Below are 17,078 nucleotides of genomic sequence, written 5' to 3' on the forward strand. Positions count from 1 at the left end.
CATTTACTCTAACATTATACCTCTAAAAAATAAGTATCTGGATCGTTCGGATTATAACTTTCATTTGCCCACATAATGGTAACCATATCTGTATCTCCCAGATTGGTTATATTATGTGTATATCCGGGAGGGATATCAATGACCTCCAGTTTTTCACCGCTTACAAAATATTCTATGATAGATTCCGGCTTTAAATATTTTATATTATTATCATCAAATAAATCAGTAAATACTTTTTTAAACCTGATAACCCCTTTGCCGCTTACCACTAAAAACTTTTCTGTTTTCGTGTGATGCCAGTGGTTTCCCTTGGTGATTCCAGGCTTCGAAATGTTTACAGACACTTGTCCAAATCCTTGGGTTTTCAATATTTCCGTAAAGGAACCTCTGTTATCAATATTCATTTTAAGAGGATATGCGAACTGCTCTTCTGGCATATAGCTCAAAAATGTACTGTACAACTTTTTTGTAAATCCGTTTGCCATATCAGGTACATTTAACGTCACTCTATCTTTTTTAAATTCCTTTATGAGTCCCGCTAATCTTCCTAAGCTCACTTTATGCAAAGTAGTCAATACTAATCTACCGTCTGGCGTTGCATTGATATAATCCTCTCCATGTCCCTCCAGACATGAAATAAAGGCTTTCAATACATCGTCTATATATACAAGATCTAATACCTTGTTTTCATCATTTATTTGTATTGGCAAGTCATTTGCCACATTATAACAAAAGGTTGCCACTACTGAATTGTAGTTTGGTCTGCACCATTTTCCAAATACATTTGTAAGTCTGTATACGAATAGGGGAGCACCGGTTTCTTTTCCATAATTAAAAATTGCTTCTTCCTCTGCCAGTTTACTTTTCCCATATGGGTTATCCTGCATTGCCTGAGTAGATGATGTGCATAAAATCGGGGCAGTATTTTTATGTTTTTTCAACATCTGAAGAAGAGTATCTGTGAATCCATAATTCTGGCTCATAAACTCTTCTACATGTTCTGGTCGATTTACCCCTGCCAGATGAAATACAAAGTCGCAATCCTTTGTGTATTTATCCAGTTCTTCAATACTGGTATCTTTACCACAAAAACAAAGGTCATGATAACCTTTGTTTTTTAATTCACATATTAAATTTTTTCCTATGAAGCCATATGCCCCAGTAATTAGTATTTTCATATTTATACCCTAAACGTTATTTTAAACTACCATACCATATCTTATTAATAAATTTTTCATTCCTTCCAAATCAAGCCTGTCTGTATTATGGGAAGTATACGATTCAAGTTCAGGCATTAATTCTACCCCTTGCTCAAAGTACTTATCATAGTTTAAATCCCGGTCATCCATAGGTACCCTGTAATATCCTCCTAAATCTTCTGCCTTGACCTTTTCTTCTCTGGTAAGAAGCGTCTCATATAGTTTTTCACCATGTCTTGTTCCTATAATCTTGGCCTTATACTCTTTTCCCTTTAGCTCTGCTATAGATTTTGCAAGAACTTCGATAGTTGCCGCCGGCGCCTTCTGAATAAACAAGTCACCCTGATTCCCATGCTCAAAGGCATAGAGAACTAAATCTACCGCATCCTCCAAAGTCATCATAAATCTTGTCATATTGGGATCTGTAATTGTTAATTCCCTTCCCAGCTCAATCTGCTCTTCAAATAATGGAATGACGGAGCCTCGTGATCCCATGACATTTCCATATCTGGTACAACATATAGTTGGTTTTTCTTCCTTTAAAATTCGAGCTTTAGATGTTGCAATTTTTTCCATCATGGCTTTACTGATACCCATTGCATTTATTGGGTATGCAGCTTTGTCTGTGCTCAGACATACAACATTTTTTACTTGATTCAGCATAGCTGCTTTTAAAGTATTGTCTGTTCCTTCAATATTTGTCTGCACAGCTTCCATGGGATAAAATTCACAGGAAGGTACCTGCTTAAGTGCTGCAGCATGAAAAACATAATCCGCACCTTTCATAGCAAAATTTATGCTGTCAAAGTTTCTCACATCACCAATATAGAACTTCAATTTATCATTTTTATAATGAATACGCATATCGTGCTGTTTTTTTTCATCCCGGCTAAATATGCGGATTTCCCTGATGTCTGTATTTAAGAACCGTTCTACAACGGCATTCCCAAAAGAGCCTGTTCCTCCGGTTATTAATAATATCTTGCCCTCAAACATATGCAACTCCTTTACATTTTCTAAATTATATATTTTTTTAATCTGGAATCCTGCGCCCAGTTTTCATCTTTAACAATCTTTATAAAGTCTAGTTCCTTAAGATCTATGTGATCACTTTCCTTGTCTCCCACCATCACAGAACGAGAAATATCAATTTTCAGTTCGTCTGCTGCCTTTAAAACCATTCCAGGCTTGGGTTTTCTACAATTACACTGTTTTTGTTCTCCATATTCAGGATGGTGCGGACAATAATATATACCATCTATCGCAATATCAAACTCTGCCTTAAGTTTTTCTGCCAATGCCCAATTAACAGTTCTTACTGTATTTTCATCGAAATATCCTCTTGCAACACCAGACTGATTGGATACGATGACAATTAGATAACCTTTTTCTTTTATTTTTTTCAATAAATCAGGAATTCCCTCAATAAATTCGATATCATCGGGATTATCTAAATAACCCTTGTCCATTATAATAGTTCCATCTCGATCTAAAAAAAATGCCTTATTCCACATCTAATATATTCCTTTTGTTTTCTTTATTTTGTTATACCTTTTATGTTCTATTGCATACATATTAATTCTATATTTCTTCTATATACTCCCTGACTGCTGTTTCGCAGACATCCCAAGAGCAGCTCTCTTTTATGAGTAATCTAGCCTCTTTAGCTTTTTTCAGGCATTCATTATAATTCTCTGCAACATACTGGATTTTTTTTGCTATAGATTCAGCATCCGATTTACAAAGGTTTAAATATGGTATAAAGCTTGGCGGAATAGCCTCAATATAAGTAGCAACTACCGGAATACCACTTAATAGATATTCCATCAGTTTATATGACATACCATATCTGGCTAAGTTTACTGTACCGGTGTCTTTTTCGGTTCGTATGATTATTAGTATATCACTATCTACCTCATTTTGTAAGCATTGTTTCCGTGAAACAATACCTCCATATTTTATTCTGGAGTCTCCTCCTGCAGCCTCTAGTACATAATCTTTTAAAGTCCCTATACCATATAAATCTAATTGAAATTCTTCTCCTAAAAATTCTAATGCGCTAATGCTTTCAATTATTCCATTCTGACGTTCAAGGCCTCCTGCAAATAATATTTTTATATTCGCTGGGTCAAATGAACGTTTCTTTTCATAATTGTTCTCCGTATCTGTAGGTAATATCACCAATTTTTTCTGATTAGGATTGCAAAAATCATTCAGTAAATTTTCGCACATCCCAACTGCTCCTGTATATTGACGTAACAACCACTTTGAGAATCTAACGTATATTTTCCCAATAAAATTCTGGGTGTGTTCATCCTTAAAGGCATCAAGCATTACTGCAATACTTTTGCATTTATATATTTTTTGTAAAATCAAAACAGGTACAGAAAAAACTGCATACGCATTGCATGTAATTATTATAGCATTCCTATCCTTCTTTAAAAGGTAATTCAAATTTTTTAAAATACAAAAACTTCTTAAGATTTGGCTTATTCCTAAAGGCGCTTTAACGAAAGGTAATGCTATTATATCTATATGAGCGTTTTCGGTTATTATCTCAAAATTGCATTGCCTGAATGACTGTCTGTTTTCTTCCCTTAGTAAATTATACGTATATGAATAAATTTTTAAGCTATCATTACTTAGGTAACATTTTAGCCCTTTTGAAATAAATTCCATTTCAAAATTGTTGGTAGCCAAATGCATTTTATTTTCAATAAGTAATTCTTCAGGTGCCACAAACCCAATATATATAACGTTTTTCATATAATTAAGTACCCATCCCTATAGTTAAACTCAATATTATCAATCAAAATTTTTTACGCTTATCAGTTATTAAATTTTGAATCATCTAATAGATTTTCAACCACATTTAAAACCTCATCAACTGTAATTTCCATTATACAAGGTAATGTCTTCTTCTTTCGCAGACACTTTGTTTTATATAACTGGCTGCAGCTTTTTTTATGATATATAGCTCTGTGATTCGGATAAATTAATCTATTATGTTCATCTCTTGCATCTATAAACCTTCCAACGTCGCACCCTTTTGCAATGCAAATATTGGAAATCCCATATAGATTAGCTATGTGAACCCCACTAGTATCGTTAGTGATGACTAACGCACTTTTTCCTACAATCATACAAGTTTCAAGAATGTCAGTCATACCCACTTTATTTTGAGTCTGTATGTTTTTATCGGCAAGTTCTTGTGTGATTCTTTCAGCCATCAATGCGTCATCTTTCCCTCCGCAAATTACTATGTTCCAATTGGTCTTTCTATAAACCACTTCTGCAACAGCTGCAAATTTTTCGGCAGCCCAGCATTTATTAGTATTACTTGCACCGGGGAATAAGGTAAAATAACGATGGTTGTCTACTACAGCAGAGGATTTCTTTTCTTTTTTGTATTGAAAATCATTTATCCCAATCCATTTTAAAAAATCTACATTATGATTATGTTCACTGATATCTTTAGATGATGGGGCTAATTCATCATATGCCTTATCTGTAAACCATTTAATTAATCCAGGAGTATTTCCGCAATCTCCCTGATTTCCAATTTTTTTCTTACCATTCATTATGGATATTAGTGAATCAATAGATATAGTTCTTGAATATGCACAATTCAGAACAATAGAGTATTCCTGCTGTAAAATTTGTTTTGCTAACATAGTTCTGTATTTGTAATTATACAAATCTCTTATATTAATTTCATATAAATTATTAAATTTCCATTGGCTCTCATATAGCTCTCCGCATGGTTTAGCACAAATTAAATCAATTTTATATCCCAAAGCATTATAATAATTATAAAGAGAATTAAAAACCTTTAAAAAAATAACTGAATCCCCTATTCCGTCTACTTTTATGAGACATACTGCCTTATCTGATTTTTTTTTGTTTGCTTCTTTTTTGCAACAAATTCCTTTAATTATATTATCAAACAATAATATATACACAAAAAAAATATACTTTGCTATTGTTTTCATTTTTCACCTTAATACTGAAATATTTTTATTTAATGTAAATTGCAAATGCAATTTTAGTTTTCCTGCAATAACATTCTGAAAATTTCTATATGCTTTAATGCCATTTTTTCAATAGAATATTCTTTAGCGGTCTCAATTGCTTCACTGTTCATTTCCTGAATTTTATCTTCATTTCTAAAAAAAACATTTATCTTATCTGCTAAAACAGCATGTTCCTCTACAGGAATAATCCACCCATTCTTTCCATCGGTAATCATTGATAACCCTGCCACACATTTATTTGTAGTTATAACAGGCAGTCCAAAAGCCATTGCTTCATTCACAACTAGTCCCCATATATCTTCTCTTGTAGGCAATACAAATAAATCTGCAGCAAGATAATATTTTTTCAGTTCTTCCTGGGTTTTAAATCCAATAAAATTTATGTTCTCCAGTTTTAATTCTTCAATTATTTTGTTATATTGTTCTGTAGGCCTTCCTCCTATGATATACACCCCTATATCTCCTCTTAAAAGAGAACACGATTTTATTAATATATCAAAACCTTTTCTTTCAACAAATTGTCCAACAGAAATAACTACAAGCTTCTCTGAAATCCCCAAATCTTTTCTTAAATCATTTTTTTTAACATCTACCTTACCTATGTCAGATTCTCTAACAGATGCAAAAGGATATTCAAATACCCTACTTGTTTGCGCACCATAGTACCCCAGATATTCGGTTGTAACTTTCCCTGTACTGAGCCACCAACTTGCTTTGCTGATAAACCACCTTTTAATCTTATATTTTATGCCATTATCATTCTTAATCATGCCACCATCAGCGCTTATTCCAAATTTTTTGCCAATCGCACTTAAATAAGTAATAGCTACCATTCCGGTTGGTGTTGCATAACCGCTTATTACTATTATATCCCATTGCATTTTCAAAAGCTTAATAACTCCTAGGCAAACTGCAGCATCCTCTCTTACAGCAATCCCTGTTAAAAAAATTTCGATATAAGCTCTTTTATTTTTATTTTTCCATTGAATATCCCTGTCAGATGATTTTCTTTTTTCATAAGCAACAGTCAAATCACAATACTGTGAAAGTTCATTAAAAAAGTCTACTCTATATGGGCTTGGAACATTAGTTATATATAGTACTTTCAATTCAAACTCCCCTTATTCCCTCTTGTATTTAATATTTCTTTTCTAAATAGTTCTCAATGATTTTCCATGCCAGATCTACTGAAATATCATCTACGCATTTCCATTTTCCATTTGGTCTTTCACTTGTCACACATTTCCAATCGCAGCCAAAACAATCTTTATAATCAAATATACAAGTTTGGTTTGTGTCACCAATTTTTTCGTCTTCCTTGTAAGGAAAATATTTATTAAAATGCCCTCCGCCTACAAGCACAAAATTATCTGTTAAGACAGAATTTGCAATATGACTGTTCCCACTACAATTTCCTATGTGAAACTCAGCATTTCTTATTAATTCTATACTTTCCTCTAATGTGGTTTTCCCAGAGAGATTTTTTATCGCAATATTTTGTTTTTTTGCTATTGACGTAATTTGCTTTGCTAATTCGTTATCTGTTTGTGATGCCCCTAATATAATTGGTACCAATTTTGTTTTATTGTATATTCTAACAATTAATTCCGCATATTTTTCTACGTTCCAGCATTTAATTAGTTCCCGTGCTCCCGGTGATACCAGGAAATACCTTTTTTCTTCCTTAATCTTTTCTTTTACTGTTTGTTCTTCTATTATGCTATACTTTTTCTCGCATTGATTCCCTGTAATAGCAGTAAGCACCTTGGCGTAGCGAGCTAATTCGCTTTCGTCCTTAAAAGATGTTTTTATTAATTTAGTAAAACATTTTTCCTTTTTTTGATTGAGGTAGTTGCTTTCTTCTGATGTAACTCCAACTTTTTCTACACTACTGGGTAATACTTTTATAAACATTACATCATTTCTATAACTACTTTCATAATCTCCATTCACAACTATATCTGGATATACTTTTCTAACTTCAGTTAATAGGTCAAAGCGATACTTTAACTTTGTATGGCATCGTTTATCATCAACTGCAATGATTTTACTAAACCCTGAATTTTTCTGTATAATATTACAAATCACAGGGCAGTTACATACAAGTGTTATCTCATATCTGTCTTCTGGGTATGCTTTACACCATTGTTTTGCAATCCCCAGCCAGATAACAAAATCTCCAATACTCCCTGTTTTTACTATCATGACCTTTATTTTTTTATCTTGCCTAGTGTTTTTTCTCTTTATGCCAATCTTAAATAAATCACAATAAACCTTTATCATACCATCAAATATATATAAAAACATTTGCCATAATCTTTGTACTAATTGCAATTGCATTTTCATTCCTTTCATTGTCAAATACAAGCTATGTATTTCTACGTTTATTTTTTACTCATTTTATTTTTTATTAAATAAGTAAAATATATAATTTCATCAATTCTAAAAATCCAAAGCGAAACAATGTAAACTATCATAGCAGATAATACTGCTATTCCTATCTGAACAAGTCTCATATATATAATATATGATAACGGTAAAATTACGCCATAATATACAATTAAGGAAAAAGTAATAGAAATAAGCGCTGCTAAACCGATTTTCACTAATTTTGTCGGTGATTGCATTAATTTTATATAAGAATATCTTTTTCTTATACCATGAACCAGTAAGACAGTATTTGTAGCAAAGGATATACTTGTACCTAATGCCAGTCCATTATGCTGCATATATCTTACTAAAACTAAGTTCAGCGCTATATTGACTACAACGGCTATACCTGCATATATCATTGGTGCTTTCATATCATGAATGGCATAGTATATTCGCATCAATAAATCATTTAATGCAATAAATATCAGCCCTATCCCATAAAACAGAAAAGCCGATCCAGTCAAAGCTGTGGCGGTTTCATCAAAGGCACCTCTTTCATAAACAATTTGTACGACTTGTCCTCCATATGCAAAAATACCTAGAGTAAAAGGAATCGTTACAAGCAACACTAAATTAACTCCAGCGCTGGCAATGTATGATAACTCTTCATTATCACCAAGTGAATTGGCCTGGGATAACTTGGGATATATTATAGTTGAAAAAACATTAGAAGTTAACCCTGTAATTAGAGTTACAAGTAACATGGCATAATATAACGCAGAAACACTACCTACCTGCAGTCCTGATGCTAATGTCTTGTCCACAAAAGTATTAATTTGCTGTATATAAGTACTAACAAAAACTGGGATTGCTAAAACAGATATTCTTTTTATTGTATCATTAAACTTAATTGACCTGAAATATTTAAAAGACTGTCTTTTAGATACTACAAAGACCACTATTAATCTACCAACCTGCCCAAGCAGTATCCCAAAAGCTAAATAATAATGACTTGTATGTGCACTAAAAATAATCATAATAATGGCCATTGCATTTAAAGCATATCCGGAAACAATCGGTGTAAGAAACTTCCCTTTGTATTGTAAATATGCATCAAATATACCAGCAGTTGCTGAAAACATCACATACATAAAGGTGATTTTTATATAAAAACTAGTCAATTGTGCTCTCTGTTCATCAAAACCACTTGCTAAAAATGTAACAATCTGGTCTGAGAAAAAAAAGCCCATAAGACTAGCTAAAAATGACAATATAATCAATAAATTAATGACGTAGCTTGTAAATAAATTTCCTTCTTTATTTCCCTGCTTCTCAACAATCTGGGAGAATAATGGCATATATGCTGTTGATACTGCTGAAAAAATGCCACCTAACAAAATTCCAGGTATACTCTGCGCCATTACATATGAATCTGTTATATATCCCGCTCCAAAATAGTTGGCCATAACCAGTTCTCTGATAAACCCAAAACATTTTGAAACCAAAGTTAATATCACCATCAGAATTGCAGTTTGCGCAACCCTCCGATAAGCTGTCTCTCGCTTTGTGGCTGCTGTTAGTTTCTTATCGTCCATTTAATACCTTTTACCTGTTTTACATAAATTATGTTCATATGAATTTTATTATACCTTTTTTGCTTATGTATTACAACCCTAATGCTTCTATAAAAAACAAAAGACGGGTAAAACCCGTCTTTTGAAAATATCAAATATTTTTATTTATTTAACTATTTGAATCTTACAAAGATAGCGATATCATAGCCATCATTGTCATCATTAGTTTCATATAAGATTACCTTGTCACCTGCCTGGAAGTCGCCAGTGTAAGTCTTATATTCATCATCCTTAGTTACCTGATAGATAGTTGCATTCTTAGCAAGAGCATATCTAGGATTTCCTGTTTCAGTAGTCACGATTGAATCATGTCCATCAGCATCCTTAACAGTTAATTCAGCTGTTGATTTAAGATCTGTATCGTTATCTAATGCGTTTACTCCTGCTCCGAAGTAAGTAGCGTCAGTAATTACGCCCTTAGCATCAACCTTAACCTGATATAATCTAGCAGTTCCAAGGTTATTCTGGTAAACTACGTCCTTATAGCTACCAAAGAAGCTTGTTGACCAGTCATCAGTATAAGTGTCTACTTTCTTACCATCAATGAATCCAACAACGTGGAATACTTTATCTCCATCAGTATTTGCATCTTTGTTTAAGTCATTGATAACTGCATATGACTTAGTTCCAGACTTAGCTGAAGTATCAGGTAAGAACATAGCAACTACTTTATCAATCTTAGCATCACCATTATTTTCTTCATCCATTAACAGGATAACACCAGCACCGCTGATTTCCTTATCAACATCTACCTTGTCAATAGTTGTTACATCATAATCATCAATGTAAACATAGCTACCAGTAGCATCTCTGTAAGCTGTATTTGGAACTAATGTCTTTCCAGCATTTGTAGCCTGAGTATCAGTTTGAATACTACCTGATGTAGTTGTCTTATAAGTGAATACTACACAGTTGTCAGCAATTCTAGTGTTCTTAATAGCTGTGCTAGTTGATACATTTGAATTTCTATAAGCACTGTAAGCCCCTGGTAATGTTGTTATTGAAGAAATAACCTTGCTGCTTGAAAGCTTAATATTAGATGCAGCAATATAGTTTCTGTTAGAATCAGTAACTTCACCACTCTTATCTAAACCGTAACCAATAACAGTACCTGATTGAAGAGCTCCTGCTTTATCAGCATCACTATCAAATGTGAATGTCTTTTCTGTTCCATCAGCAAGCATTAATTTAGCTTCATCTTTGATGCTTGATGAATTTGAAACTTTTTCAACAACAGCGTAATTGTTAGCAGTTGTAGTATTTGTGAAGTCATATACATAACCTCTAGCATCTAAGAATGCCTTTACGTCGTCTGAAACGTTACCGCTTTCAACTTTGCTTCCGCCATTGATGCTGTTTTCTGCTTCAGCAGCATTTCTATAAGTGTTAGCACCGATAGCAAACTTAGTAAGAAGATCAGTCTTAGCGTTCTTGAAGTTCTTAACAGTACCTTCAACAGTCTGAGTACCTACTTCAATTCTTCTGATACCATCTTTATCAGCGAATACATAAACTACGTTGTCAGCTTTGATGTCACTAAGACTATTAACACCAACTAACTGGAACTGAGTGTAGTCAATAGCATCATTATCGTCTTCTACGAAATCAGAATTTAATAATGAATGATCATCTTTGATTTGTGCAACATCACTTGCTGAAATCTGGTCAGAGTTGTTAGCAACCCATCTGTTTACGGAATAAACTGTTTTGATAGTCTTTCCTGAGATATCACCACTTAATACATATTCAGGTGTGCTTAGTCCTGAAGCAATATGGCTCTGGTCTAAAGTAGTGCTTAAAGTCTTGTTAGCATCCTGTCTACCATTTTCCAGAATAAGAGCTCCAGCTGAAGTATTAGTTGAGTTAGTTGCTAATGAGTAATCCTTCTCATCATTTGTTGTAGTGAATTTAACTCCAGTTGATCCATCTGGAACAAATCTACCAACAATCTGTTCGCAATCTTTTGCAATGAATGCTACGATTTCATCGTCATCATTCTTATAAAGATTACCGTGCTGTCCTAAGTACTTAGCAGCGCAGATAATTGAATCATCAATCATAGCAGATGTAAGAATTACATTCTTTTCTTCTGTGCAGTTAAGACCTGATGTAAGAAGTGATACGTTTGAACCATCTTTCTTAACATTTTCAGTTTTACCGTCAGAGTTTACAGATACTTTATCTACTGATAATGTATTGTAAATAATCTGAGCAGCGTTAGCCTTGTCAACACCAGTTGCATCTTTAGCTACGTCATCATAAAGCTTTAATTCCTGAGCTTTAGTAACGTAGTTTGAAGGCCAAACACCTGTTAATTCTGCACTGTTTGCAGTGTAACCAACTGCTCTTAGAGCCATAGTTACAGCTTCATTTACAGTGATTGTCTTACCAGGCATAGCATTTCCTGCACCGTCTCCAAGCATAATGCCCTTTGAGTTACAGAATGCTAGGTATGGAACTGCCCATGCATAACCGTTTGTATCCTTAAAAGTTGCGTTTGCATAACCTGCAAGAGCACTCTGAGGTACAGCTAAAGCTCTTGTAATCATAGCAGCGAATTCTGCTCTTGTTACTGCCTTTGCTGGCTGGAATGTACCGTCTGGGTTACCAGTTACGATACCAAGATCATAAGCTACTTCAATAGCAGACTGGTTAGTATTTCCAGAAATGTCGCTTAAAGACTTGATTTCTGTTGACTGGCCAGCGAATGCCATTGAAAAGCTAGATAGTACTAATGCTAAAATTAGCACAAATGAAAGTACTTTCTTCATTTCTAATATTCCTCCTTTAGAATTGTTCTTCGAAGGGGTTCTGTTGTTTTACTGTGAACAAATCACCTTCCCCTTCTGAAGATAATTTGACATTATGAATAAGATTATGGGCATAGAAAAAGCCTACACGCATATCCTATCACAGTGAATTATACCCTTTAAGAAATGCATCAGTCAACCCATAGAAGGAAATGTAACATAACTGTAATACACACTTATGCCATCCCTTATGCTTATTAACTGCACATTTTCGGTATACTGATATTATAGCAAAAAAATTAGATAAGTCCATTACAACAATATTACAAGAGTGTTAACGTTTCATGTAATATATCTGATATAGAAAAAGCAGCATCCTAATTGCCTGCTCTGAAATGTTTACCAAATTAATACTTAGCAATTATTTGATGCTGCCATTAAGATTTTAGCTTATTTTACAATCACTACATCAGCCTCTGTTGTGTCATCGTCACTGACATCATACGCCCTGACTTCTTTACCTTCTCTTATGCTTGAAAGGCTTCCTGATTTATATTCATCTTTTTTATCGTCCCAGACGTATATGGAGGCGTTACGTTTTACAGAGATAAGACTTCCGTTGGCTGTTTTTATTACATTATCTGTATATTCGGCGACAGCTGTCCATGACTTGCCTGTTGTGAGTTCCTTAAATACCTTGCCATTAGCCCCATCAGTTGTTGCCACATTCTGAACCTCTCCGTCTGAAGTTTTTAATTCATATAATTGTCCATCTCCAGAATTGAAAGTCGGTACAGAAAGTCCTTTCTTACCAAACCATGTAATAGCTTTTGTTGCCGTTAATGTTTCAAATCCTGTTACAGCTTCTCCTTTCGCATTGGAATCTGTAACATTTCCATTAATAACGCCATACACATTACCGCTAAAACCAGTGTCTCTAGGTAAAATCATCTTTGTTATCTGATCACCCTCTACAAGATACCATGCTGCTGTTTTAACGTCCTTAAATTTATACACCGTGTCTAGTCTGAAAGCATCTGCCTTATCTGGGAATTTCATATCTTTATTGTAATCTTTCTTTGCCCCAAAGGTATAAATCTTTACACTCTTGGAAATAGTTTTTCCAGCAAAAGAAGTTAAATTACTGTCAAAACTTCCAGTTGTAAACGTCATTCCACTTGTTGATGGAAGTCCCTCCGGCTTATCCTTTTCAGTGCCCTGTGGATTGTCAGAAATAGTTGGAGCCATTGCTTTCAATTCTTTCATCTGATTGTATGTCATTTGGGCAGCCATTCCCTTAGTAGCATTTTCAGGGTATGTTTCGTCTATTCCCTTTAATACCCCTACTTCTTTGGCTTTTGCTATATAGTCAGCCGGCCAATTGGGGCCAATCTTATCTTCAGTATACCCTGCTGCTCTAAGAGCCATTGTAAGCATTTCGTTTGAGCTTACCTTCACCCCAGGTTTAAAAGTTCCATCCGGATACCCCTTAACGATACCATGCTCTACTGCATAAGCAATATATCCTGCTGCCCAGTTATAGCCTTTTAAGTCGGTAAAACCTGCCTTGGATGCCGACTGTGTAGCAGTCCCATTGACTAGAGATGCTGGCGGATCTATAGTCTTTACTATGATAATGCACGCCTGTGCTCTGGTTAAACTGTCTTCCGGATGAAATTGTCCATCCGTATCCCCTGTGATGGCTCCTGCCTCCACTAAAGCCTTAACTGCTTCTTCACAATTTGTTCCTGAGATATCAGTAGGAATAGTTGCTGCGAAGGCAGTTGATGTTGCCATTATCATAAGTACTAACATTAAGGAAATTGTCTTGAATATATTTTTCATTTTTCTTTTTTACCCCCATATTAATTTTTCGGCATGCTTCTATACAGCATTGTTGCCACATCACCTTTTGTTGCCGGTGCTGACCAGTCTGTTATGTTACGATCTCCAATCATACTATTCATATTCATTATGGCATATTGTATATAGTTATCCGGCCATGTACCCGTAGTAACAGCGGATGGATTCTTACTCCTTATTATAATCGTAATCACTTCTGCGTAAGATACACTCTTACTCGGAGCAAATTTCTGTTCTCCCACACCCTGTATCAGATTAGCCTTTGCACATGCGTTTATATAACCTTTTGCCCAGTCGTAACCATTTAGGTCGTTATAATAAACTTTCTTTGCAATTACATCAAGTTCATTGGTATTATTTGTAGCTTTTGCCATCATAGTAGCAAACTCTGCTCGGGAAATATTCTTTTCAGGGTGAAATAGTCCGTCCTGATCACCAGTAATAATCTTTTTATCCATTAAAAATTTCACTGGTGTAAGTAGAGTTGTATTCATAACATCCTTTGGATATATGTTATACGAATTCCAGCTGGTAGTATCTGCAAATGCAGTGATACCACTACCCACAACCAATACTGCCGATATTGCTAATACCGCTATTTTTTTTCTAATCATCTCAATCTCCTCCTGTATTTGTTAATTTACCAATTATATTATATCAAAGTATCTGATTAAGTCCATTACGTAGACATTACAAAATTACTGTTTTTGTCGGTCAATCAACTCTGGGTAGATATAAGCAGACTGTAGGTCTAATGAAGTGATAACATTGCCTTTCTCATCTGTTGTTGACATTGAAATCGGAGGAACAATCCCTCCTCCATCAGAAATTACTGATGAACTTTCACTGGTAGCTGGCTGCTGTACTTTATAAGTGTATTTCCACACTTCTGAACCATCTTTACCGTTTAGATAATTTGTCAAGAGTTGAAATCCATTATCCAGTTTGACCTTTAACTGTCCAGAAAGCTGCTCTTTTGAAAGGAGCATTACGGTGCTCTTTGATGAGCCTGAATCTTCATATCCTATATCTTTACTATTCGTTCCTGTAAGCCAGAAACAATTAGTAAGTTTTGCTCTGTTCCTTCCTATTAAGGATCCTATGCCATTGCTTCCATCTACATCTCCCGCATTGTATGAACGCTGGATTGCTCCGTAGTTCCATCCAACAAGCCCTCCTGCAGTATTAGTAGCGTTAATTTTTCCAGTATTATAAACATTAAAAATCTTATCTTTACTTAAGCCTGCAATACCTCCCGCATTAGAATTTGCGGTAACGTTTCCGTCATTATAACATTTTTGAATGTGTCCTTCTCCTGTTGTCTGGTAAGCCACTATTCCTCCGGCTTCTGAGGTTGCTATAATCTTTCCTTTATTGCAGCATTTTTCAACATCCCCTTCATTATTACCAACTATTCCTCCTGAATTGTTACCATTTATCTCTCCATTGTTGTAACAATCTGTTATTCTGGTTTTATCTCCCTTGGCATATCCAATCACACCACCATTGGAACCTTCGCCAGAAAGTTCTCCAGTATTAGAGCAATTTGTTACATAAGCACCATAGGAAGATCCATCTACCTGACCAATCACACCACCTGCATAATCTGCTGTACTGCTTACTTTTCCTGAATTGCTGCACTTATCCATATTAATGGTAGCTGTTGAAGCTGGAATATATCCAATTATACCGCCGGTTCTTGCTTTACCTTTTACTATTCCTTTATTTACACAGCCATATAATGCATCTCCGGCCAAGTCCATTGATCCAACAATTCCTCCAGTATTTGTATCAGTTCCTGTAACACTTCCCTTGTTGATATTACTTTTTAGGGTTTGTGTAGAATACCCACAAATTCCTCCTGTATTTACCATTCCTGTCACAGTACTGTCTTCACCCAGTGCGCAATTAGTAATGAATCCTTTATTGTAGCCACCTATTCCTCCTACATATATAGAACCTTTTATTGTTGACTTTTCTATTGTTAGTCCATCGATGGTACTCTTAGCATCTACATACCCAAAAAGTCCTGCATATCCAGCTATATTGCCAGTGTCTTTTCCCTTAGCCGTTCCAGTTATGTTCAGGCCGCTGATACTGTGTCCATTTCCGTCAAAATTGCCCACAAAAGGATTTCCTTCTGTCCCAATCGGTTCAAAATTTCCTTCACTCCAATTCGGTGTACTTGTGGCAACATTTGGGACGGTAGTAGCGAAATCTTTCGTTATCTTTATATCCTTGGTTAATTTATAATATCCGCCTTCACTCATATGTACTCTAATGTGATTTAGTTGTTCTTCTGAAGAAACTTCATAAGGATCTTTTGCTGTGCCAGTTCCTACGGTAAACGCTCCGGCAGTAACCGAATGTGTCCTTTGGCATCCTGCATTTCCTGTTGGTACAGTAATGGCAGGAGTTGTTGTGACAGCTACAGTCCCTGGTCCCTTTATAACAGTTTCTTTCTTTTTAACGTTTAAAAGTAAGGTTGCAGCTTCCGCTCTTGTCAGTGCCATGGTAGGCCTAAAGTTGCCCTGGTCGTCGCCCTGCATATAGCCTTTCTGAAACATGATATTGACATAAGGCAGTGCCCAGTCCCCGATAAGTGCCGCATCTTTTACGGTTGCAGCACTCTTGGAGGTATCCAGGTTATTAGTAGAAATAACAGTAGCTACTACCTTTGCTGCTTCCTGCCTGGAAATCATTTGCCCAATTCCAAAGCTACCATCTTCATATCCTTTGGTTATCCCCGCCGCAACAGCGGTTTTAATAGTAGGGACATACCATTCAATAGGGTTTACATCTTTAAATGTCACTACCGTATTTGAAGTATTGGGAGTAACCGTAAGTACATTTGTAATGAGTTTATAAAACTCTTCCCTCTTCATGAGATTATCCGGCAGAAAATAGCCTTCCGGATATCCTCCTACAACTCCTAGGGAAGCGGCCTCATTAATAATGGACTGTCCCCAGTGTCCATTAATATCCGTAAATTTATCAGTACCTGCTGATGCGAAGCTGACGTTCATTGTAAATACCATTACAGCTGAAAGCATTATCGCCAGCACTCTTTTTTTAACCACTTTATTAACCTCCTCTTCTCATCTCTCTGACGTTAGAGTTATCTCATTTGTTCCATTTGAAAATTATGTACGGGATAAAAATATACATAATTTCATTATATATCCTGTTACAGGCACTGTCCACCATTAAAAAAAGCTGCCTGAA

The 17,078-nt window shown here is 35.2% G+C and carries 12 protein-coding genes; all 12 read right to left on the minus strand.

All coding sequences use genetic code 11. The features are described 5' to 3' along the window. Positions 1–14: 14 nt before the first annotated feature. The 12 genes from Ami3637_RS06460 to Ami3637_RS06515 all read right to left on the minus strand — a co-directional run bounded on the left by Ami3637_RS06460 (position 15) and on the right by Ami3637_RS06515 (position 16,933). Complete coding sequence (locus tag Ami3637_RS06460) at positions 15–1,178, minus strand: polysaccharide biosynthesis C-terminal domain-containing protein (RefSeq protein ID WP_162361855.1); 1,164 nt, start codon at positions 1,176–1,178, stop codon at positions 15–17. Positions 1,179–1,199: 21 nt separating this feature from the next. After that, complete coding sequence (locus tag Ami3637_RS06465; protein ID WP_202931096.1) at positions 1,200–2,195, minus strand: polysaccharide biosynthesis protein; 996 nt, start codon at positions 2,193–2,195, stop codon at positions 1,200–1,202. A 20-nt stretch (positions 2,196–2,215) separates the two neighbouring features. Then, entirely contained in the window at positions 2,216–2,713 is a 498-nt protein-coding gene (locus Ami3637_RS06470) for a D-glycero-alpha-D-manno-heptose-1,7-bisphosphate 7-phosphatase (RefSeq protein WP_162361857.1), read from the minus strand. A gap of 67 nt (positions 2,714–2,780) precedes the next feature. Beyond that, on the minus strand, positions 2,781–3,965 hold the full coding sequence (locus Ami3637_RS06475) for a glycosyltransferase family protein (protein WP_162361858.1): 1,185 nt from the start codon (positions 3,963–3,965) through the stop codon (positions 2,781–2,783). 62 nt (positions 3,966–4,027) lie between these two features. Further along, positions 4,028–5,149: a glycosyltransferase family 9 protein gene (locus Ami3637_RS06480; protein ID WP_162361859.1), complete on the minus strand. Its 1,122-nt coding sequence runs from the start codon at positions 5,147–5,149 to the stop codon at positions 4,028–4,030. Between the two features lie 95 nt (positions 5,150–5,244). Next, positions 5,245–6,342, minus strand: a complete 1,098-nt coding sequence (locus Ami3637_RS06485; RefSeq protein ID WP_162361860.1) for a glycosyltransferase family 4 protein — start codon at positions 6,340–6,342, stop codon at positions 5,245–5,247. Positions 6,343–6,370: 28 nt separating this feature from the next. Beyond that, positions 6,371–7,588: a glycosyltransferase family 9 protein gene (locus tag Ami3637_RS06490; protein WP_162361861.1), complete on the minus strand. Its 1,218-nt coding sequence runs from the start codon at positions 7,586–7,588 to the stop codon at positions 6,371–6,373. A gap of 29 nt (positions 7,589–7,617) precedes the next feature. Continuing rightward, a complete protein-coding gene (murJ, locus tag Ami3637_RS06495; RefSeq protein ID WP_162361862.1) occupies positions 7,618–9,201 on the minus strand; it encodes a murein biosynthesis integral membrane protein MurJ in 1,584 nt (527 codons plus the stop codon). A gap of 152 nt (positions 9,202–9,353) precedes the next feature. Next, positions 9,354–12,011, minus strand: coding sequence for an S-layer homology domain-containing protein (locus tag Ami3637_RS06500; protein ID WP_162361863.1), 2,658 nt, complete (start codon positions 12,009–12,011; stop codon positions 9,354–9,356). Between the two features lie 429 nt (positions 12,012–12,440). After that, positions 12,441–13,835 carry an S-layer homology domain-containing protein gene (locus Ami3637_RS06505; RefSeq protein WP_162361864.1) on the minus strand — a complete coding sequence of 465 codons (1,395 nt, stop codon included), beginning with the start codon at positions 13,833–13,835 and terminating at the stop codon, positions 12,441–12,443. 20 nt (positions 13,836–13,855) lie between these two features. Beyond that, positions 13,856–14,467 carry an S-layer homology domain-containing protein gene (locus Ami3637_RS06510; protein ID WP_162361865.1) on the minus strand — a complete coding sequence of 204 codons (612 nt, stop codon included), beginning with the start codon at positions 14,465–14,467 and terminating at the stop codon, positions 13,856–13,858. 84 nt (positions 14,468–14,551) lie between these two features. Then, positions 14,552–16,933 (minus strand): S-layer homology domain-containing protein, encoded by a 2,382-nt coding sequence (locus Ami3637_RS06515; RefSeq protein WP_162361866.1) that lies wholly within the window; start codon positions 16,931–16,933, stop codon positions 14,552–14,554. Between the last annotated feature and the right edge of the window lie 145 nt (positions 16,934–17,078).

The sequence above is a fragment of the Aminipila terrae genome, assembly GCF_010120715.1.
GTDB lineage: Bacteria > Bacillota > Clostridia > Peptostreptococcales > Anaerovoracaceae > Aminipila > Aminipila terrae.